The sequence below is a fragment of the Bacillus cereus group sp. BfR-BA-01441 genome, from assembly GCF_022663075.1.
Lineage (GTDB): Bacteria > Bacillota > Bacilli > Bacillales > Bacillaceae_G > Bacillus_A > Bacillus_A cereus.
The window spans coordinates 18,441-38,314 of the sequence record NZ_JAKUEU010000006.1 but is presented as its reverse complement, the minus strand read 5'-3'; the positions used below and the strand labels follow the sequence as shown (position 1 = coordinate 38,314).

The window sequence follows — 19,874 nt, the reverse complement described above, 5'->3', positions numbered from 1 at the left end:
ACTAAGTTTAATAGTTTCTGTTTTTTTATTTTGTCAATTAAATGTAACAAACGACGATTATGATTTGAATCAATTGAAAATAATTCAATAAATATTATTTAAATTGAGATGTTTCGTAGGAGGAAAAGGAATGTTAAATAAAATAATTTTAATTACTGGTGGTACAGGTTCGTGGGGGCATGAACTTATAAAACAACTATTAGAAAAATCACCGAAAGAAATTAGAGTTTTTTCAAGAAATGAAACGGTTCAGTTTGAAATGCAGCAACAGTTTATAAATGATGATAGGCTAAAATTTATTATTGGAGATATTCGTGATAAAGATCAACTAGTCTATGCATGCCAAGGTGTACATTATGTATTCCATCTTGCAGCTTTAAAACACGTTCCAGTATGTGAGTATTATCCTTATGAAGCTATAAAAACTAACATACATGGTACGCAAAATGTAATTGAAGCCTCTACACAGATGCAAGTTGAAAAAGTTATATATGTTTCAACGGATAAAGCAGCTGATCCATCAAATACGTATGGGATGACAAAAGCAATTGGTGAAAAATTAATGGTTCATGCGAATATACAAACGAAGAAAACAAAATTCATTTGTGTTCGTGGTGGAAATGTTTTAGGAACGAGTGGAAGTGTAGTACCGCTTTTTAAACAACAAATTAAAAGATCTTCAGAAGTAGGGATTACCGATGCGAATATGACTAGATTTTTCTTAACAGTTGAAGATGCTGTTGGATTGTTATTTAAAGCCGTATCTCAAGGTAGAGGCGGGGAAATCTTTGTTATGAAAATGCCGGCATGTAAAATAACAGATTTAGCGGAAATATTAATTGAAGATTCAAAAAAAGAAAATATTAAGGTGAAAGAGGTAGGGATAAGACCGGGTGAAAAATTAAGTGAAATGCTTCTATCTGAGGTAGAGAGTAAAACAAGTATAAGTTTTGATCAAAATTATTTTGTGGTACTACCGACGATTCCTATCGAAGGACTTCAAGAATATTATTCTAGCTATCCGCTAGTGGATGTGAAGAATTTTAGTTCTCAACAAGATTTACTTGCAAAACATGAGGTGAAACAAATGCTATTAAAAGGAGGGTTTTTGCGATGAAAAAAAATGCGAGCCTTTTAATAACTGGTGCAAATGGTTTCACAGGCCGCCATGCTTGCCACTATTTTTTAGAGCAGGGCTTTCATGTAATTCCTATGTTTCAAAATCGTGCACATAGAGAAAAAATTAGAAATGGTATTACGTGTAATTTAACTAATAAGAGCGAAGTAATGAAGGTAATGAAACAAATAAAGCCGGACTACGTATTGCATTTAGCGGGAAGGAATTCGGTTATAGAATCTTGGACAGCTGCTCTTGAGTATATAGAGATTAATGTAATAGGAACGTTATATTTATTAGAAGCAATTAAGCAAGAAGCCTCGCATTGTAGAACATTAGTTATAGGATCTGCTTTGCAAGCAGATAGTATGAACGAAATGAAAATTTCAAATCCATATAGTTTAAGTAAAACGATGCAAGTCATTATTGCAGAGGCTTGGGGAGGATTAATGGATTCAAATATTATCATTGCAAAGCCCTCAAACTTAATTGGTCCAGGGGTATCGAATGGTATTTGTTCGATTCTCGCAAAGAAAATAATAGATATAGAATCAGGTAGAAGTAAGGCTATTATCGAAGTAAACAGTTTGAAAGATAGTAGAGATTTTCTAGATGTACGTGATGCGGTCAAAGCGTATCATGTGTTATTACGAGATGGAATAAATGGAAAACAATATAATATCGGATCAGGAGTAAAACGATCTTTATTAGATGTACTAGAACAATATAAAGAATTAACACAGCTAAATTTTTTTATAGAGGAAACAGAGAAAAGTGGGAGCGACTCAAATGAGAGTTTAGCAACAGAGGAAATAAAAAATTTAGGTTGGATCCCAGAAATTGAATTTCATCAATCATTAAAAGATGTACTTGAGTATGCGAAGTGTAGTGACATCTGCGTGCAATGAAAAACAAAAAAGGGTGTAAGAAATATATGAATGGTTATGAAGTAATAGATAATCAAAATACGCTATTTCTTTCAATTGTTGATACGCTGGACTGGAGAGATGAAGAAGCGCATGTATTGCTTATTTATGAGGCAATACATAAATATCAAGCGTATGTAGAAGAAAAAAGGGTTAATCGAATAAAGTCAGCATTAGAGACGGAAACTAGATATGTGATTCAAATCTTTGCTCAATACGAGTGTAGTGAGTATGGAAATGATTTTTATGAACTCATTAACGATCTTTTACAAGATATAGAGGTGGAGTTAAAGATTTATATAAAAAATAATAAGTTTATTTACATTTAAAAGGTAAAGAGAAAGCTAGATTTTTAATAATAAAGGTGGGTATAAGTTATGAGCAAAACGATTCTTTTTACTGGGGGCGGTACAGCCGGACACGTTATGATTAATATTGTATTAATTCCTAAATTTATAGAGAAAGGCTGGAGAGTCGAGTATATTGGATCCAAAAATGGAATTGAAAAATCATTAGTGCAAAATGTAAAATACAATAGTGTTTCAACGGGAAAGCTTAGGAGATATTGGGATTGGGAGAATTTTAAAGATCCTTTTAAAATTATACGCGGTTGTTTACAAAGTTATAATTTAATTAAGAAAACAAAGCCTGACGTTATCTTTTCAGCAGGAGGATTTGTTTCAGTTCCTGTAGCTATAGGAGCATGGTTAAATCGTGTGCCTATAATTATACGTGAACCAGATAGCACATTAGGGCTTGCCAATAAAATAGCATTACCTTTTGCTACAAAGCTATGCACAACATTTCCTCAGACAGGAGAAAATGTAAGTAATGAGAAGAAGGTTTATGTAGGACCAATTGTAAGGGAAGAAATTGAGAAGGGTAACGTATTACGAGGAAGAAGATATTGTGAATTTCAGCAAGATAAACCAGTATTATTAATTATGGGTGGGAGTCAAGGTGCTAAGTGGATAAATGATATGGTAAGGGAATGTTTAGATACAATACTATTAAACTTTAATATTATTCATATATGTGGTAAAGGGAAGGTAGACCCATCTATTGGCATGGAGGGATATATGCAATTTGAATATATAGGCGACGAGTTGCCGCATATACTAAATATGGCAAGTGTTGTAGTTTCTAGAGCGGGTTCTACTGCTATTTCTGAATTGTTATTTTTGAAGAAACCGATGTTGCTTATCCCGTTAACTAACAGTTCCAGTAGGGGAGATCAAGTTTTAAATGCTGAATATTTTTCACGGCAAGGATATGCGGAAGTTATACTCCAAGACAGAGTAAGTACGAATACATTTATACATGCAGTAAATAAGTTGTATACAAATAAGGAGAAATATATTCAAAACATGAATGGATATAAGAAAACAAATGATGAGGGAATTCATCAAATAATAGATATAATAAATGAAGTGGTGAAGTAATAGAAATGTAAATAGAAAAACAAAAGGAAAGAAGGTATCTTCTTTCCTTTTTGCTATATTTGTTCTAATTAGTTATGTACTATGGGTGAATGCCGTTTTCTAATAGCTCAGTAAATGCATGAATATGAATAGGTTTACTGTAATAATAACCTTGAATAAACTGACATTTATTTTTTTGAAGGAAATTTACGTGCTCTTTCGTTTCTACACCTTCAGCAATGACAGACATTCCTAATGTATTTGCTAATGTGATGATCGTTTTAATAATTTCCATTCCATCATCACATGTTTCAGACATTGTAATAAATTCTCTCGGGATTTTTAACGTATCAATTGGATACAAAGGTAAGTAGGCTAGCGAAGAATAACCTGTACCAAAATCGTCGATAGAAATGTGAATCCCTAAACTTTTTAGTGTACGCAGTTTTATCAATGTTTCTCGCTCATCCATCATTGCAATTCGCTCTGTTAATTCAAGATCAAGAGAGCTTGCTGGTAAACCTGTATTTGTTAAAGTAGAAGAAATAGATTTTACAAAATCCTCTTGTTCAAATTCCTTAGCAGATAAATTTACACCTATTTTTAAATGTGAATATCCGAGTACGTGCCAACGTTTCATTTGTTTACAAGCCTGCTCTAATGTCCATTTACCTATTGAAATAATTTGTAGTGTTTCTTCTGCAATCGGAATAAACTCGTATGGAGAAATAATACCTAATTCAGGATGATTCCACCTAATTAAAGCTTCTGCACCGATAATTTTATTAGATTCACTATCAACTTGAGGTTGATACAAAAGGAACAATTCTTCATTTTGTAGTGCGTTTGGTAAATCTTTTTCTAATCGCAATCGTCTTTCAATTTTTTTAGCGATTACATCGTCATAAATAGATACACAGTTAAGTTCTTTTGCTTTTGCATCATACATTGCAACATTAGCGTTTTTCAGAAGTGTAGCGGTATCGATTCCGGAATGTGGATAAATAGCGATGCCGATACTCAGTGATAAAGTTAATTTATGCTCATGTATGATAAATGACTTTTTCATGCATTTAAATAATTGGTTACATAATTGGAATAAGTAATCTTCGTCAGTATAGTTTTCAATTATGATTGTAAATTCATCGCCACCGATTCTTGAAAGATGAGTATGTGATGGAAGACATGATTGGAAGCGCTTTGCTACTTCTTCTAATATGTAGTCTCCTGATGAATGTCCAAGTGTATCGTTAATTGCTTTAAAGCGATCTAAATCTAAATATAATAATGCAAACTCGCTTTCTGTTATTTCAGCATTTTTTATAACTCTCTTTAATTTCTTATGGAAAAAGGCACGGTTACCAATTTTCGTTACAGTGTCATGGAATGCTAAATATTTTATTTCTTCTTGCTGTTTTTTTAGTGCAGTAATATCTTTCACCATAATATAGCTTCCTGAAATTTGTCCGTCTATTATAATAGGAATGATTGTAACGTATAAAAAATAAGTAAAGCCATCTTTATATTGAGAACTAAGTTGTAAGGATGCCGATTCTTGTTGTTTCACTTTCTCTAACGCCAATGCTAGCTTATGCTTATCTTCATCTAAAATAATCGAAAAACAAGTTTCACCGAGTAACTCATCTGTTGGTGCTCCAAGTAGTACACTCCCAGCCTTATTTACATTTAAGAATATTCCATTTAAATCAATGGTGAAAATAGGGTCAGGATGATATTCATATAATGATTTGAATTTTTGTTGTTTTTGAGAAAGAGCCTCTGATTTATGAACTAAATCAGAAGTCCGTAAAGTAACTTTTTCTTCTAGTTGGGCATTAAATGCCTGCAAACGTTTTGTTAAGGAATTGTTTTGCATACGTACGATAGAATGACGAATGAGTACGAAAATAAAAGTAATACAATTTCCTGTAATGAGAGTTGAAGATGATGTTTGTTCTTTTAATGTAAACCCGATTAGTATTGCAACAGCAAGATAGGGAAATACAACTAAAGCTTTTTTTCCTATTATAGGGTTTACAAGGAAATAATTTTTATGGCTATTATGATCTTCTGAAATAGAGCCAGCTATTGCAATAAGTAATATAGGTATTCTATATAAAAGACGTAATAATATTATCGTTTCAGTTGATAAGTGGTTATTTAAGTAAAAATAAATATAGTTAAAAGTTGCAGAACTTATTAATACAAAAATAAAGATATAAATTTTCCGTTTGGAATTAAAAATTGTTGGACGGAAAAAGAGACTAACACCTAGCAGTAGAAATAATAAATCTGCAATTGGGTATAAAAATGAAAGGAAAACATCTCCTAGTGAAAGAGCGAATATATTTAAATTTGGTTGATTAAATAAATACCATTCTAATGTAAATATGGAAGTAAGCACTATGCATATATCACAAATAAAGAACGCTTTTTCCCATTTATTGCATTCCTTTAAGATTTTATAGCAGAAAGCGATAAGACAGAAAAATAGAAAAAACATGTAAAATACATCAGAAACCGTAAAACGATGTATTGGAATTTCGAAGAAGCTATCTTGATATGTATATACTATTTTCCCTAATAAAAAACTACCAATTGCTATTGTAATACATATCCAAAACGGATTTGAACTGACTTTTTTAGAATATATAGAGTAAATCAGTGATACAAATGTAATGGCTTCAACGACAAGTGAAGCGAAGCGTACATCTGAATTTGAAAAATGAGTAGGGAACAGATAGAAAAACATAAAATAGATTGAATAGCATATTAATGTTCCGATTAATATACATAATTGTAAATTTTTATTTAATTTCAATGAAATCACCTTCTTTAATTATGCACTATGTTCGTTATATCTATACATAATAATATTATTTAAGAATTGTATCAGATTTCCTTATAAAAATCATGTTTATAAGGAAAGTGTTAAAGAGTGTAAGTATTCTTAAGGTTGAAAAAATATTGCGGTTGATAGTATAGACTGTATCAAGACTTTAAATAGAAATTGTATATTTAGTCATCCTTTGAATTGTAAAGTTTTTTTAGTGATTTGTAAGTGGAGATGCAAAATTGCATATAAAATGATGAGTATCTTTTTTTGGTGAGCTTTTTATTTTTAATCTGAAGATTAATATTTGTGAAAATGTTGAGAAAAGATATAAAATAAGAACGTGTATTCTTACAGAGTGGAATAGTATTGCCACTAAATAGGGAGGCTTTTTTATGATATATCGAATTAAAGATTCAGAAATATACTATGAAATTGTGGGAGAGGGTAAACCGGTCATTATCATACATGGCTGCGCCCCTGACCATAGGTTAATGATGAAATGTATGGAATCAGTATTTCAGAAATATGAAGGTTATAAGCGAATATATATTGATTTACCTGGAATGGGAAAATCGAATGCTCCAAATTGGATAAATAGTTCAGATCGTATAGTAGAAGTGCTTATCACATTTATTGAGGAAATCATTTCTACTGAAAAATTTTTATTGGTAGGAGAATCATATGGAGGCTATTTAGCCAAAGGTATACTTGCAAAGATGTTTGAGAGAGTTAGCGGATTACTATTAGTATGTCCTGTTGTTGTAGCGGAGCCAGAAAAAAGGATTCTTCCAGATAAACAGGTAATTGTACAAGATGAGGAATTTTTAAATACGCTCACTTCCACAGAAAGAGAGGAGTTTTGTGAGTTAGCTGTAATAGCAAATGAATATACATATAAGCGATTTAAAGAAGAAATTAAGCCTGGGTTAGATGTTGCTAATTATGAATTTATTGAAAGGTTGCAAAAGAATTACTCTCTTACTATGGATTTTCAGCATGAAAAATATGAAAATCCCGTTCTTTTACTGACTGGAAGACAAGATATATCAGTAGGTTATCAAAATATTATAGAAATTATTGAAGAATATCCAAGGGCAACATTAGCAGTGTTAGATATGGCAGGGCATAATTTGCAAATTGAGCAGCCTGAATTATTTGAGAGTTTAGTAGGAGAATGGATTAGACGAACAAATCAGCACAGTTTATAAAGTATTTTAGTATTACCCCTAAGTGTTGAAATGGGATAAATGAACGTGATTTATTAACTTATCTCGCTATTTGCCGGGCAGCCCGATTAGTGAGGGCTGATTAAAGTTTCACTTTATAAAAAATTTTAAGGAGAAATTATGAGCACATATATTTATATGGTTAGACATGGTGAATCACCAAAACTAGAAGGAAATGAAAGAATGCGTGGATTAACTGAGAGGGGACATATGGATGCCCGTAGAGTAACTGACATATTAAAAGCGGAGAGGATTGATACTTTTATTTCCAGTCCTTATAATCGGGCTATGCTAACGATAGAGGAGTCAGCTAATTTCCATGAAAAAGAAATAGTAGTATATGAAAATCTTAAAGAGTGTATGTTTTCAAGTGAGGATCAGGTTATATCAGACAAAGAGGTGTATCCACTTGTACAGAAGATGTTCTCTAATCCGGACTTTGCACGAACGGAAGGAGAGTCATATGCAGATTGCCAGAGAAGAGTAGTGAAAGTATTAAAAGAAATCTTAATGGATTTTCGAGGATGCAAAATTGTAATTGGTACACATGGGCTTGTCATGACATTAATGATGAACTATTTTGATAAACAATATGGTTTTGAATTTTTAATGAATACGTCAAAACCGGATATATATAAGATGGAATTTAAAGAAGAACAATTAATGAATGTAGAGAGATTATGGAAAGCTGAATAAAATTAGTTGCATGGATTTTGTTGTAAAAGTTACTTTTATAGCAAAGTCTTTTTTTGAATAGAAAGCATCTTTATCAACTATTGTTAGAATGTTAAATAAATAAGTAATTATTCAGTCTTTGAATAAATTATGGAGAAATTGGTTTAGGGAAACAATTTTAAATGTGTCAAAATTCCAAACGTTGGATTTATATTCAATAGGAGAAAAAGATGTAGAATTTTGTCTTACAGTCCCCGTTTACTTTTCATTTCATTACATATAGGCTTTGTGGTGTAAGGGAGGACATTGCCTTTACGTAAAATCTATAAGGAGGTCATTGTAATGAAACAGATTAAAAAGTTTGCGGGAGTTGCTTTAGCGGGGACGATTGGATTAAGTGGATTACTGTTTTTAGAACCAAGTGTAAGCGTTGCGGAAGCACAGCAAGTGAAAGTAGAAAATTTCAATACAATTGATGTAACGATGAATCTAAATGACTTGTATGTATTAAGTGGCAGAAGCATTGATATTCTTTCTGGAGATAAAGAAGCAATTCAGTTAAATAAATACACAATTAGTTTTAATAAACCTGGGAAGTATGTGATTAAAGTAAATGGCTGTATTTATGATGATGTATATACTTTTATTGTAAATGAGTAGTATATATTCTTAAATTGCGAGATAAAAACAGAAACACCCTATTTGCGATGAGAGTCGTAAATAGGGTGAATTTATTTGTATTAAGCTGTACTTTAAATATGTTCACTAATATTCTTTTTGTTATGTAAAAGTGTTAACAATGTAAATGAAATATACATCTTCACAGTCAAAAAAGTTAAAATATTTCGTTTTAAGGATTATAATGGAGGGAGGAACATAAAAGGGAGTGAATGAACTTGAAACAAGAACTTATTGAAAGATTTACGAGATATGTAAAAATTGATACGCAATCAAATGAAGAAAGTCATACAGTACCAACAACACCAGGACAAATTGAGTTTGGTAAGTTATTAGTGGAAGAGCTAAAAGAAATTGGTTTAACAGAAGTAACGATGGATGATAATGGCTATGTAATGGCAACGCTTCCAGCTAATACGGACAAGGATGTTCCTGTAATCGGATTTTTAGCCCATTTAGATACGGCAACAGACTTTACAGGGAAAAACGTCAAACCACAAATTCATGAAAATTTTGATGGTAATGCAATTACGTTAAATGAAGAGCTAAATGTTGTGTTAACACCAGAGCAGTTCCCGGAATTACCATCATATAAAGGACATACCATTATTACAACTGATGGTACAACACTTCTAGGAGCAGATGATAAAGCTGGTCTTACAGAAATTATGGTTGCAATGAACCATTTAATACATAATCCGCAAATTAAGCACGGGAAAATAAGAGTAGCATTTACACCGGATGAAGAAATTGGTCGTGGGCCAGCGCATTTTGATGTAGAAGCGTTTGGTGCATCATTCGCTTATACGATGGATGGAGGTCCATTAGGTGGTTTAGAGTATGAAAGTTTTAATGCTGCAGGTGCTAAGTTAACGTTTAACGGAACGAATACACATCCTGGAACAGCAAAAAATAAAATGCGCAATGCTACTAAACTTGCTATGGAGTTTAATGGGTATTTACCAGTAGAAGATGCGCCAGAATATACAGAAGGCTATGAAGGATTCTATCATTTACTTTCTTTAAATGGTGATGTTGAGCAAAGTAAAGCATATTATATTATTCGAGACTTTGATCGTGAAAATTTTGAGGCACGTAAAAATAACGTTAAAAATATTGTGAAAACTATGCAAGAAAAATATGGCGAAGATGCAGTCGTTTTAGAAATGAATGATCAATACTATAACATGCTTGAAAAAATTGAACCGGTAAGAGAAATTGTTGATATTGCATATGAAGCAATGAAAAGTTTAGACATTGAACCAAATATTCATCCGATTCGCGGAGGCACAGATGGATCACAATTATCATATATGGGATTACCGACGCCGAATATTTTCACTGGTGGTGAAAACTATCACGGTAAATTTGAGTATGTTTCGGTAGATACTATGGAAAAAGCCGTTCAAGTTATTGTGGAAATTGCAAGACGTTTTGAGGAGCAAGCTTAAAAAAGAACCAAGTAGTACGAATGTGCTACTTGGTTCTTTTAATATAGTACTCGCCACAAATAAAAAGTCGCATAAGACTCCCAATTAGCCCAGTTTGCCGCGAAATCTTTTATTTCATTTTTTGTCGGTTTATTTTCGGAACCTGTTATAAATTTAATTGCATTATGCAGACCAACATCATCAATTGGAAAAGCCGAAGGAAATCTTAAACAACGCATTAAAACATAGTTGGCAGTCCATGGTCCTATACCATGGATAGCAGTTAATTGTTTCTCAGCAACCTTTACATCTTGTGTTTGCAGTAAATCCTCTTTTGATAATTTTCTCTCTGTAATAAGCTTCGCAATACCGATTAAATATTCACATTTTCTAGTCGTCATTTTTAATTGTTGAAGATTTTCTACATGTAGATTTGCAATTGTTTCAGGTGATGGGAATATCCAATGTTTTCTACCGTCCCATTCTACATAACTTCCAAATTGCTCAACTAATCTCCTTTTTAGTGTATAAGCATATGTTAGGTTAATTTGTTGACCGATAATTCCCCAGGAAAGTGCCTCAAATAAGTCTGGAATGCCTAAAGTACGAAGGCCATAATATTGTTCAATTGGTCCTTGAAGGAGTAAATCATGTTTAGCTAATGTATAAAATGGGGCTAAATCAGTAGTTAAATCAAACCATTCTTTTACATAGTTAACTACAGCTTCACGTATCGATTTTTCAGATGTATATGGTTCTTCTAAACAACGTATTTGAATATTCCCATCTGTATTCACACTAATTTCAACTAAAGGATTTACATCTTGAACAGGGATAACTTTATAAATTTTGTTATCTTCAATATGGAACATACATTCATTGTTAGAGCGTGATAGATAACGTAAATTTTCTTGGAAACAAAATTCTTTTGGAACTGCTATAGATAATGCGCTATTATATTCTGCTGTCATATGAATTCCACCTGCAACTTTTCTAATGTAAGCAATTTTTTCTTCATTTCTAATCCACCCCTAAATCCGGTTAGTTTCCCATTCTTCCCAATAACGCGGTGACAAGGAATGGTGATAAGAAGAGGGTTAGCAGCAATAGCAGAAGCAACGGCGCGCACAGCTTTAGGTTTTTGAATTCTTTCAGCAATTTCTGTATAAGAATATGTCTTTCCATAAGGAATTTCACGTACCGTATTCCAAACAGATAATTGAAAATTAGTTCCATAAGCATCGATAGGAAATGTAAAAGTTTCTCGCTTGTTTTCTAAATACTCGATAACTTCTTGCGTATATATTTGCAAGTAATCTGGACTATGGGTCAATATATGTTGGGGCAGTTTTTTTCTAGCCCATATATTTAATTCTTCAAAGTTTTCGTCTTGTGATCCAATGAAACATAGTCCATTTTCAGTTGCAGCAATATGAAATCGCCAATTTTTATGTGTAAGTAGCATCCAATATATATAATTATTTTTGTAGGAATTCATTATCGTATCCCTCTTTCATTTCGTTCTTTTTTCGATATTCAGTAGGAGTAAATCCGGTTTTCTTTTTAAATAAAGTTGCGAAATACTCTGGGTTTTCTATCCCGACAGCAGTACTAATTTCTTTAATAGATTGATTTGTGTGTAAAAGGTATTCGGTTGCTTTAAGAACCCTGAATTGTTGTATATATTCTATAGGAGTTAACCCTATTATTCTTTTGAAAGTACGTTGTAAATGAAAAGGGCTACCGTGACACATTTCCGCAAGCATGTCGAGAGTTAAGGATTCGTCATAATGCTTTTCGATATAGTCTTTAATTTGTTCTACCCACTCTTCATTAGGTAAAGTGATCCCATTTGGCTTACAACGTTTGCACGGGCGAAAGTTCTCACTTAATGCTTGCTCTGCATGATGAAAAATTCGTACATTGTTTCTATTCGGTATTCTTGATTTGCATGATGGTCTGCAAAAGATTCCAGTTGATTTCACAGCATAAAAGAATTTGCTATCATAGGAAGAATCATTATGAATAATTGCTTGCCAATACTCATTTGTTAATGTAACTCCTTCATTGTGCATAGAACATCACCTCTGAAATTAGTATAACCTGAATAAAGTGCGTATGTATGTATTCATAAATGTAAGAGCAAGATTACAAAGGTGAAAATATGATTGTTTTCTATTTTGTGATAGCATGAAATTTGGAAATAAACATCAAGAGGAGGACTATAGATGAAGTTAATTTCATGGAATGTAAATGGTTTGCGAGCTGTTATCGCAAAAGGTGGATTTTTGGAATATCTTGAGGAATCAAGTGCTGACATATTTTGTCTACAAGAGATTAAATTACAAGAAGGGCAAATTGATTTAAATTTAGAGGGATATTATACATACTGGAATTATGCTGTGAAAAAAGGATATTCAGGAACTGCTATTTTTTCGAAAAAAGAACCGCTTTCAGTTACATATGGTTTAGGCATTGAAGAGCATGATCAAGAAGGGCGACTTATTACTTTAGAATTCGAAGATTTTTACATGATAACGTTATATACACCAAATTCAAAACGTGGATTAGAACGATTAGATTACAGAATGAAATGGGAAGATGATTTCAGGTCCTATATCAAACGATTAGATGAGAAGAAACCAGTTATTTTTTGTGGAGACTTAAATGTTGCTCATAAAGAAATCGATTTGAAAAATCCGAAAAGTAATCGTAAAAATCCTGGATTCTCTGATGAGGAACGAGAGAAATTTTCATGTATTTTAGAAGAAGGATTTATTGATACATATCGTTACCTTTATCCTAATCAAGAAGGTGCATACTCGTGGTGGTCGTATCGTATGGGCGCGAGAGCGAAAAATATCGGATGGCGTTTAGATTATTTTGTTGTTTCGGAAAGAATGAAAGACCAAATAACAGAAGCGAAAATTAATAGTGAAGTAATGGGGTCAGACCATTGTCCAGTTGAATTACATATAAATTTCTAAAAAAAGAAGTATCTCCCTAATATTAGGGAGATACTTCTTTTTTTAATTCAGTTTGTTAAAATTTTTCAAATCATTCTTGAAATAATTTCATATTAAATATATACTTAGTAACGATAATCATTATCAGTGGAAATGATTATCAAGTGGTTAAGGCGTAAAAGAATTATAGTCTAGGGGAAGTGAACGGGAATGAGTTCTGGATAAAATTATTAATCTAATGAAATATATATATGGGACAAAGTTCATATAGTTAAATTTTATTGAGAATATAGTTTGAAAATTCGAGAGGAGACATATAAAGATGAACAAGAAATTATTTACTTTAGGGATGGTTACAGTTTTAAGTGTAGGTTTAGCGGCATGTAATAGTGCGGATAAAACTTCAGGCGAGCAAAAACAACAGACAAAAGCTACGGAAACGAAAAAAGATGAAAAACGAAAAATCACATATTTAGGTAAAGAGTATACAGTGCCAGCAAAAGTAGATAAAATTGCGACAGCTAGTTTAGAGTCAATGGAAGATGCGGCAATACTTGGAATTAAACCAGTTGGTGCCATTACTGTAGGTGGTAAATTACCAAAATATCTTGAAAAAGAGTTAGAAGGTGCTAAATCTGTTGGTGAGAAAATGCAACCCAATTTCGAAACATTACTACAATTAAAACCAGATGTTATTACATCGAGTACGAAATTCCCAGCAGAAACAGCTGAAAAGTTTACGAAAGTAGCTCCTACATTCCCGGTATCACACGTTTCAACAAATTGGGAAGATAACTTAAAGTTAATGGGAGAATTAACTGGTAAAAAAGATAAAGCAGAAAAAATTATTAAGGATTACAATTCGGACGCTGAAAAAGCAAAAGCAAAACTAGGAGATAAGTTAAAAGATAAAAAAGTACTTGTCATAAGACTAAGAGCAAACGAATTATTCCTATATCCAGAAGGAGTATACTTCAACCCTGTAATTTATAAAGATCTTGGACTAACTGCTCCAGAACAATTGAAAACTGTAAAAGCACAAGAGAAAATTTCATTTGAAAAACTTGCTGAACTTAACCCAGATTATATTTTCTTACAATATGAGGCAAGTGAAAATAAAAACCCGAAAGTGTTAGAAGAAATTGAAAGTAATCCAATTTGGCAAAGTATGAATGCTGCGAAGGAAAAGAAAGTATTTGTAAATGTTGTAGATCCAATGGCACAAGGTGGTACAGCTTGGAGTAAAACAGCATTCTTAAAAGAAGCCGTGAAAAATTTATCTAAATAATACAATAAGTAAGGTGCGTTGAATGATATGCAGAAAACAAATGCAGTACCAGTAACTATATTATGTATAGCACCCATACTCATCTTATTTACAATTATACTTTCGATTTTGTATGGGGCAAAAAGTATTGACGCTGAAACAGTGTGGAACGCATTATTTCATTTTGATTCAAGCGATGTAAATCATAATATTATTATTACTTCACGTTTACCAAGGGTAGTTGCAGCTCTTTTAGTCGGAGCATTTCTAGCCATATCAGGAGCACTTATGCAGGGGATGACAAGAAACTATCTTGCATCCCCTTCTATTATGGGTGTGACGGATGGCGCTGCCTTTGTTATTACACTTAGCATGATTTTTCTTCCGGGAATGTCATCAATTGGTATGGTTGTATGTTCAATGATTGGTTCTGCACTAGGAGCCGGTATCGTGTTTGGTTTTGGTTCGCTCCTTCAAAATGGCTTATCACCAGTTAGGTTAGCGATTATAGGAACAGTTATTGGAACATTTTTAAGTAGTGTATCGGCTGCAATGGCTTCGTATTTCCAAATTTCTCAAAATGTTAGTTTTTGGTTTAATGCAAAGTTAGATCAAGTAGATCTTAATATCATTAAAATCACGATACCGTTTGGGATAATTGGAATAATTTTAGCATTGTTAATATCAAAATCTATTACCATTCTTTCATTAGGCGAAGAGGTTTCTATTAATTTAGGGCAACGTACAAAACTAGTTAAAGCGATGGCAATTTTATCGGTAATTTTCTTAACAGGAACAGCAGTTGCTTTAGTGGGGAAAGTTGGTTTTGTAGGTTTAATTATTCCGCACATTACGCGCTTTATAATTGGGGTAGATTATAAGTGGATTTTGCCATGTGCAGGTGTTATTGGTGGCGTTTTCTTAGCGTTATGTGACGTTTTGAGTAGATTTGTAAACTATCCATTTGAAACACCTATTGGAGTCGTTACCTCTTTAATTGGAATTCCTTTCTTCCTTTATTTAATCCGTACTAGAGGAGGAGAGAGACATGCTTAAAAGTTCAAGTCAACGTTTCGGAATGACGATGGGGATTATTATATTTTTAATACTATGTGCTATTTATATTAGTTTAACAAATGGTACGTTCGACATTACGATTACAGATATATTTAAAACACTGTTTAGAATTGATCCAGTACCAGAACATGATTTAGTTATTTTTGAGTTTCGCCTTCCGCGCATCGTAATTGCTGGATTAGTAGGATTAGGCCTTGGTGTTGCGGGTGCCGTTATTCAAGGGATTACGAGAAATGGGTTGGCGGACCCAGGTATTTTAGGCGTAAATGCCGGAGCAGGAACAGCGATTGTCATTTTTATGTTTTTCTTTCAAGGGCAATTAAAAAGCACAGACTGGGTTTCTATTATGATGATGCCAATGTTTGGTTTAGTAGGCGGATTAGGTGCAGCTATCATCATTTATCTGTTTTCTTGGAAAAACGGTAAATTAGATTCGCAGCGACTTTTATTAACAGGGATTGCAATTGGATCAGGATTTGGAGCCTTTTCTATGTACTTATCACTCAAAATGAAGTCAACTGATTTTGAAATGGCCGCAGTGTGGGTGTCTGGAAGCATATATAGTGCAAACTGGAAGTATATTGTGGCTATGTTACCATGGCTTATTATCTTAATTCCGCTTATACAAAAGAAAGCTTATTTATTAGATTTATTTCAATTGGAAGAAACGAGTATTACAAGTTTAGGTGTTTCAGTAGAAAGAGAGAAATCGATTTTACTATTAAGTAGTATCGGGCTTGTGAGCGCATGTGTTGCTGTTTCAGGGAGTATCGGTTTTATTGGCTTAATGGCACCGCATATAGCGAAAAGGCTTGTCGGTATTCAACATAAGTATATAATTCCTACGTGCGGCGTAATCGGAATGTTTCTTGTAATTGCTTCAGACTTTATTGCGAAAACAGTTTTTACACCTGTAGAGCTACCAGTTGGAATCGTTATTTCTATTGTCGGTGTACCGTATTTCTTATATTTACTTTATAAGGCGAAAGCGTAAGAGGAGGAATAAAAGTGAGTATTTTAAGTGCAAAAAATTTAGAAACAAGTTATGAAAAGCTTACAGTGTTTCGCGATTTAAATGTGGAAATACAAGAAGGAAAAGTAACGACAATTATAGGTCCAAACGGTTGCGGTAAATCGACATTGTTAAAAACAATGGGAAGAATTTTAAAACAAAAAAGCGGTAAAGTATATTTGCAAGGACAGGATTTACATAAAATTCCAACGAAAGAAATTGCGAAGCAGTTAGCTTTACTTCCGCAAACTCCAATTGCACCAGGTGAGCTTAAAGTGGAAGAATTAATTTCTTATGGACGCTATCCACATCGAAATAACGTAAATAAGTTAACGACAAAAGATAAAGAAATGATTGATTGGGCATTAGATATAACGAAAACTTCTGAATTTCGAACGAGACAAATTGCAAATTTATCAGGTGGTCAAAGACAAAAGGTATGGCTAGCGATGGCATTAGCACAAGAGACAGAAGTGTTGCTATTAGATGAGCCAACTACATACCTTGATATGTCTCATCAATTAGATGTATTACAAATTGTGGAGAAGTTAAATAAAGAACATAATTGTACGGTTGTTATGGTATTACATGATATTAACCATGCATCAAGGTTTTCAGATGAAATTATTGCAATGAAGGAAGGCGAAATTGTTACAACTGGTAGCCCAGAAGAAATCATTACAAATGAAGTGTTAAAAGAAGTATTTCATATTGATGCGCGTGTCATGATTGATCCGCATAATGGGGCTCCTGTTTGTTTCGGTTATGATAGCGTTGTATCTCAAGAAGAAAAAATCGAAATATATGTAACAAGTTAAAAGGGGGGGATAGGGTGAATACTACAATTGAAAAACAGCAGATTATAACATCTAATACAGAGCAGTGGAAAATGTATTCAAAATTAGAAGGTAAGGAATATCAAATTCATATTTCAAAGCCGAGGCAACCAGCACCGGATTCAGGATATCCCGTTATTTACGTATTAGATGGCAATGCCTTTTTTCAAACATTTCATGAAGCAGTTAAAATACAATCAGTAAGAGCGGAAAAAACTGGTGTTTCACCAGCTGTTATAGTTGGAGTGGGTTATCCGATTGAAGGCGCATTTTCAGGGGAAGAAAGGTGCTATGATTTTACGCCTAGCGTAATTTCAAAAGATGCCCCTTTAAAACCAGACGGTAAACCGTGGCCTAAAACAGGAGGAGCACATAATTTCTTTACTTTTATTGAAGAAGAACTGAAACCACAAATTGAAAAGAATTTTGAGATTGATAAAAGTAAGCAAACGTTATTTGGACATTCTTTAGGTGGACTATTTGCTTTGCATATACTATTTACAAACTTAAACGCTTTTCAAAATTATTTTATTAGTAGTCCATCTATATGGTGGAATAATAAATCCGTTCTTGAAAAAGAAGAGAACCTTATACATGAATTAAACAATGCTAAGTTTGAAACAGGAGTGTTCCTTACAGTTGGATCACTTGAACGAGAGCATATGGTTGTAGGTGCAAATGAATTATCAGAGCGCCTTCTCCAAGTAAACCACGATAAACTTAAATTTAAGTTTTATGAAGCTGAAGGGGAGAATCATGCATCTGTTGTGCCGACGTCTTTAAGTAAAGGATTGAGGTTTATTAGTTACGTATAGGAAAAAAGGTTATGGATGAAACATTCCATAACCTTTTTTAATGTGTAGAATTGTCCTTTTCGAAAGTTTTGTTTCAACTTTTCGTCTAAAGAGACAAAAAGTTGTCACAAAACGGTCACAATTAGCATAAACATAAAATAGACGAAATGAACTTATTTCCAAAAAGGCTTGGTTTATTCCAATCATGATTTGTAGAGCTGAAAAAGTATGGATGAAAAGTTCACTATATTCCCAAGGAGGTAGATCGTATGAAAACTATTCTTGCTATCGCTGGACTTATTTGGGTTCTATCACATGGCATTCCAATTTATGAAGGAGAACAAATTCGCAGTGCTCTAAATAAAAATTTTAATGAATATCATATCATTGATCGGCAAGATAATGTTGTGACAGTTCGAGTAAATGACTGTTTTCATACGGTAACCGTTGAAGGAACTTCAGTAGTGAATGATACAAAAGTATGTGATCAGCAATAATTATATATGGAAAGAAAAAATTCTCAGGTTAAATATCTGAAAATTTAAATTAAAACATTATAGACGAAGAATAAGCGGGGGCGGGTAATCCCCGCTTATTCTTGTTTCACTTTATTGAATTTTGATGAGAGATATAATGATTTTTTGACAAAAAGGAAAGGGTATACTGAAAATTGAGATTAAGAAGCTAATGCGTTGTTAAGAATAATCATAAAGTGTAAATATACTCTTATGGGGTATCATGCGTAGATATTTAATGCTATAATTGATATACTCATAAAAAACAATTGTTTTATTGGATGAAGAGAAACTTTAAGAAGGTGATAATATGGATCATAAAGAGCATGAAGCAGTAACACATAGATCAGAAAAAGAAAAAGAACAGATTATAAATAGATTAAAGAGAATTGAAGGACAGGTCCGCGGTATTCAAAACATGATTGAAAATGATCGTTATTGCGTAGATATTTTAGTGCAAATTTCAGCGATTAATGCAGCGATGAAAAAAGTAGGAATGGGCGTTCTCAAAAATCATACGAGTCATTGTGTTTCAGGAGCTATTAAAAATGGAAATGGTGACGAAGCAATTGAAGAATTAATGACAGTATTTGAACGTTTTTCAAAAGCGTAAAAACAAGCTAGTATTTAACTGGCTTGTTTTTTTGTTTACCCTCATATTGGATTTGGGTGTATTGTAGTGAAAAAGTGTGTGTAAAATAAACTTTTAGAAAATAATTGAAAAATCATGATACAAAACCATTGATTACCTTAGGGGGGTATGGTAAGATGTAATTGTGATTAACAAACAATGAATAAACAAGAGGAGGATTTTAAATGGAACAGTTAACATTACAGGTTGAAGGTATGTCTTGTGGACATTGTGTAAATGCTATCGAAAGCAGTGTGAAAGAGCTAAACGGTGTTGAACAAGTGAAGGTTCAATTAGCAGAAGGAACTGTTGAAGTTACTATCGACTCGTCTGCTGTAACATTAAAAGATATCGTTGCTGTAATCGAAGATCAAGGATACGATGTTCAATAATTATTTTTAGATATGGAAATAAATCGTACTTTAAATGAAGTACGATTTATTTTGCTAATCATTATACCTCATAAG

At 32.9% G+C, this 19,874-nt stretch carries 21 protein-coding genes; 17 read left to right on the top strand and 4 right to left on the bottom strand.

Annotated elements, in window-relative coordinates; all coding sequences use genetic code 11:
* The first annotated feature begins 130 nt into the window (after positions 1-130).
* Genes MR107_RS04505 through MR107_RS04490 form a run of 4 tightly spaced genes read left to right on the top strand, consistent with a single transcriptional unit; the run spans position 131 to position 3,485 of the window.
* Positions 131-1,117: a UDP-N-acetylglucosamine 4,6-dehydratase family protein gene (locus tag MR107_RS04505; protein ID WP_088362774.1), complete on the top strand. Its 987-nt coding sequence runs from the start codon at positions 131-133 to the stop codon at positions 1,115-1,117.
* Positions 1,114-2,025, top strand: coding sequence for an SDR family oxidoreductase (locus MR107_RS04500; protein WP_000739078.1), 912 nt, complete (start codon positions 1,114-1,116; stop codon positions 2,023-2,025). Before MR107_RS04505 ends, MR107_RS04500 begins: the two co-directional genes overlap by 4 nt.
* Positions 2,022-2,372, top strand: a complete 351-nt coding sequence (locus tag MR107_RS04495) for a DUF6572 domain-containing protein (RefSeq protein WP_002164458.1) — start codon at positions 2,022-2,024, stop codon at positions 2,370-2,372. The genes MR107_RS04500 and MR107_RS04495 overlap by 4 nt, the downstream gene beginning before the upstream one ends.
* Before the next feature lie 48 nt (positions 2,373-2,420).
* Positions 2,421-3,485 carry an undecaprenyldiphospho-muramoylpentapeptide beta-N-acetylglucosaminyltransferase gene (locus tag MR107_RS04490; RefSeq protein ID WP_000047562.1) on the top strand — a complete coding sequence of 355 codons (1,065 nt, stop codon included), beginning with the start codon at positions 2,421-2,423 and terminating at the stop codon, positions 3,483-3,485.
* Between the two features lie 79 nt (positions 3,486-3,564).
* Here MR107_RS04490 and MR107_RS04485 read toward each other — a convergent pair whose 3' ends face one another.
* The gene (locus MR107_RS04485) at positions 3,565-6,285 is read right to left on the bottom strand and encodes a sensor domain-containing protein (protein WP_242292086.1); all 2,721 of its coding nucleotides are present in this window, start codon (positions 6,283-6,285) and stop codon (positions 3,565-3,567) included.
* Between the two features lie 407 nt (positions 6,286-6,692).
* Here MR107_RS04485 and MR107_RS04480 point away from each other — a divergent pair, with 407 nt between their 5' ends.
* The 4 genes from MR107_RS04480 to pepT all read left to right on the top strand — a co-directional run bounded on the left by MR107_RS04480 (position 6,693) and on the right by pepT (position 10,330).
* A complete protein-coding gene (locus tag MR107_RS04480; RefSeq protein ID WP_000640346.1) occupies positions 6,693-7,508 on the top strand; it encodes an alpha/beta fold hydrolase in 816 nt (271 codons plus the stop codon).
* A 138-nt stretch (positions 7,509-7,646) separates the two neighbouring features.
* On the top strand, positions 7,647-8,222 hold the full coding sequence (locus MR107_RS04475) for a histidine phosphatase family protein (protein WP_000109179.1): 576 nt from the start codon (positions 7,647-7,649) through the stop codon (positions 8,220-8,222).
* A 321-nt stretch (positions 8,223-8,543) separates the two neighbouring features.
* On the top strand, positions 8,544-8,861 hold the full coding sequence (locus MR107_RS04470; RefSeq protein WP_242292085.1) for a hypothetical protein: 318 nt from the start codon (positions 8,544-8,546) through the stop codon (positions 8,859-8,861).
* A gap of 236 nt (positions 8,862-9,097) precedes the next feature.
* Positions 9,098-10,330 (top strand): peptidase T, encoded by a 1,233-nt coding sequence (pepT, locus tag MR107_RS04465; protein ID WP_002164459.1) that lies wholly within the window; start codon positions 9,098-9,100, stop codon positions 10,328-10,330.
* 38 nt (positions 10,331-10,368) lie between these two features.
* On the opposite strand, the gene MR107_RS04460 is transcribed toward pepT, so the two are convergent.
* From MR107_RS04460 to MR107_RS04450, 3 genes are read right to left on the bottom strand one after another with little or no spacing between them, the layout of a single operon-like run.
* A complete protein-coding gene (locus MR107_RS04460) occupies positions 10,369-11,280 on the bottom strand; it encodes a DNA glycosylase (protein ID WP_000123504.1) in 912 nt (303 codons plus the stop codon).
* The gene (locus MR107_RS04455; protein WP_242292084.1) at positions 11,277-11,807 is read right to left on the bottom strand and encodes a methylated-DNA--[protein]-cysteine S-methyltransferase; all 531 of its coding nucleotides are present in this window, start codon (positions 11,805-11,807) and stop codon (positions 11,277-11,279) included. Before MR107_RS04455 ends, MR107_RS04460 begins: the two co-directional genes overlap by 4 nt.
* On the bottom strand, positions 11,788-12,384 hold the full coding sequence (locus MR107_RS04450) for a bifunctional transcriptional activator/DNA repair enzyme AdaA (protein WP_000551322.1): 597 nt from the start codon (positions 12,382-12,384) through the stop codon (positions 11,788-11,790). Before MR107_RS04450 ends, MR107_RS04455 begins: the two co-directional genes overlap by 20 nt.
* 153 nt (positions 12,385-12,537) lie before the next feature.
* Between MR107_RS04450 and MR107_RS04445 the strand changes: the two genes are divergently transcribed.
* From MR107_RS04445 to copZ, 9 genes are all read left to right on the top strand, one after another.
* Positions 12,538-13,296 carry an exodeoxyribonuclease III gene (locus tag MR107_RS04445; protein WP_000767621.1) on the top strand — a complete coding sequence of 253 codons (759 nt, stop codon included), beginning with the start codon at positions 12,538-12,540 and terminating at the stop codon, positions 13,294-13,296.
* A 301-nt stretch (positions 13,297-13,597) separates the two neighbouring features.
* Positions 13,598-14,563 (top strand): iron-hydroxamate ABC transporter substrate-binding protein, encoded by a 966-nt coding sequence (locus MR107_RS04440; protein WP_242292083.1) that lies wholly within the window; start codon positions 13,598-13,600, stop codon positions 14,561-14,563.
* A gap of 27 nt (positions 14,564-14,590) precedes the next feature.
* Positions 14,591-15,598 (top strand): FecCD family ABC transporter permease, encoded by a 1,008-nt coding sequence (locus MR107_RS04435; RefSeq protein ID WP_001173041.1) that lies wholly within the window; start codon positions 14,591-14,593, stop codon positions 15,596-15,598.
* On the top strand, positions 15,591-16,613 hold the full coding sequence (locus MR107_RS04430) for a FecCD family ABC transporter permease (protein ID WP_000920438.1): 1,023 nt from the start codon (positions 15,591-15,593) through the stop codon (positions 16,611-16,613). The genes MR107_RS04435 and MR107_RS04430 overlap by 8 nt, the downstream gene beginning before the upstream one ends.
* A 14-nt stretch (positions 16,614-16,627) precedes the next feature.
* Positions 16,628-17,449, top strand: coding sequence for an ABC transporter ATP-binding protein (locus MR107_RS04425; RefSeq protein WP_242292082.1), 822 nt, complete (start codon positions 16,628-16,630; stop codon positions 17,447-17,449).
* A 14-nt stretch (positions 17,450-17,463) separates the two neighbouring features.
* Positions 17,464-18,282 carry an alpha/beta hydrolase gene (locus tag MR107_RS04420; RefSeq protein ID WP_001098322.1) on the top strand — a complete coding sequence of 273 codons (819 nt, stop codon included), beginning with the start codon at positions 17,464-17,466 and terminating at the stop codon, positions 18,280-18,282.
* Positions 18,283-18,530: 248 nt separating this feature from the next.
* On the top strand, positions 18,531-18,758 hold the full coding sequence (locus tag MR107_RS04415) for a hypothetical protein (RefSeq protein WP_000849103.1): 228 nt from the start codon (positions 18,531-18,533) through the stop codon (positions 18,756-18,758).
* A 328-nt stretch (positions 18,759-19,086) separates the two neighbouring features.
* On the top strand, positions 19,087-19,389 hold the full coding sequence (locus MR107_RS04410) for a metal-sensing transcriptional repressor (protein ID WP_000349637.1): 303 nt from the start codon (positions 19,087-19,089) through the stop codon (positions 19,387-19,389).
* Between the two features lie 203 nt (positions 19,390-19,592).
* The gene (gene copZ, locus MR107_RS04405; protein WP_000436973.1) at positions 19,593-19,799 is read left to right on the top strand and encodes a copper chaperone CopZ; all 207 of its coding nucleotides are present in this window, start codon (positions 19,593-19,595) and stop codon (positions 19,797-19,799) included.
* The last annotated feature ends 75 nt before the right edge of the window (positions 19,800-19,874 follow it).

Excerpts from the sequence above, each read along its gene's own strand:
- MR107_RS04505 (WP_088362774.1), top strand. The coding sequence starts at position 131 with ATGTTAAATAAAATAATTTTAATTACTGGTGGTACAGGTTCGTGGGGG.
- MR107_RS04500 (WP_000739078.1), top strand. The coding sequence starts at position 1,114 with ATGAAAAAAAATGCGAGCCTTTTAATAACTGGTGCAAATGGTTTCACA.
- MR107_RS04495 (WP_002164458.1), top strand. The coding sequence starts at position 2,022 with ATGAAAAACAAAAAAGGGTGTAAGAAATATATGAATGGTTATGAAGTA.
- MR107_RS04490 (WP_000047562.1), top strand. The coding sequence starts at position 2,421 with ATGAGCAAAACGATTCTTTTTACTGGGGGCGGTACAGCCGGACACGTT.
- MR107_RS04480 (WP_000640346.1), top strand. The coding sequence starts at position 6,693 with ATGATATATCGAATTAAAGATTCAGAAATATACTATGAAATTGTGGGA.
- MR107_RS04475 (WP_000109179.1), top strand. The coding sequence starts at position 7,647 with ATGAGCACATATATTTATATGGTTAGACATGGTGAATCACCAAAACTA.
- MR107_RS04470 (WP_242292085.1), top strand. The coding sequence starts at position 8,544 with ATGAAACAGATTAAAAAGTTTGCGGGAGTTGCTTTAGCGGGGACGATT.
- MR107_RS04460 (WP_000123504.1), bottom strand. The coding sequence starts at position 11,280 with ATGACAGCAGAATATAATAGCGCATTATCTATAGCAGTTCCAAAAGAA.
- MR107_RS04455 (WP_242292084.1), bottom strand. The coding sequence starts at position 11,807 with ATGAATTCCTACAAAAATAATTATATATATTGGATGCTACTTACACAT.
- MR107_RS04450 (WP_000551322.1), bottom strand. The coding sequence starts at position 12,384 with ATGCACAATGAAGGAGTTACATTAACAAATGAGTATTGGCAAGCAATT.
- MR107_RS04445 (WP_000767621.1), top strand. The coding sequence starts at position 12,538 with ATGAAGTTAATTTCATGGAATGTAAATGGTTTGCGAGCTGTTATCGCA.
- MR107_RS04440 (WP_242292083.1), top strand. The coding sequence starts at position 13,598 with ATGAACAAGAAATTATTTACTTTAGGGATGGTTACAGTTTTAAGTGTA.
- MR107_RS04435 (WP_001173041.1), top strand. The coding sequence starts at position 14,591 with ATGCAGAAAACAAATGCAGTACCAGTAACTATATTATGTATAGCACCC.
- MR107_RS04430 (WP_000920438.1), top strand. The coding sequence starts at position 15,591 with ATGCTTAAAAGTTCAAGTCAACGTTTCGGAATGACGATGGGGATTATT.
- MR107_RS04415 (WP_000849103.1), top strand. The coding sequence starts at position 18,531 with ATGAAAACTATTCTTGCTATCGCTGGACTTATTTGGGTTCTATCACAT.
- MR107_RS04410 (WP_000349637.1), top strand. The coding sequence starts at position 19,087 with ATGGATCATAAAGAGCATGAAGCAGTAACACATAGATCAGAAAAAGAA.
- copZ (WP_000436973.1), top strand. The coding sequence starts at position 19,593 with ATGGAACAGTTAACATTACAGGTTGAAGGTATGTCTTGTGGACATTGT.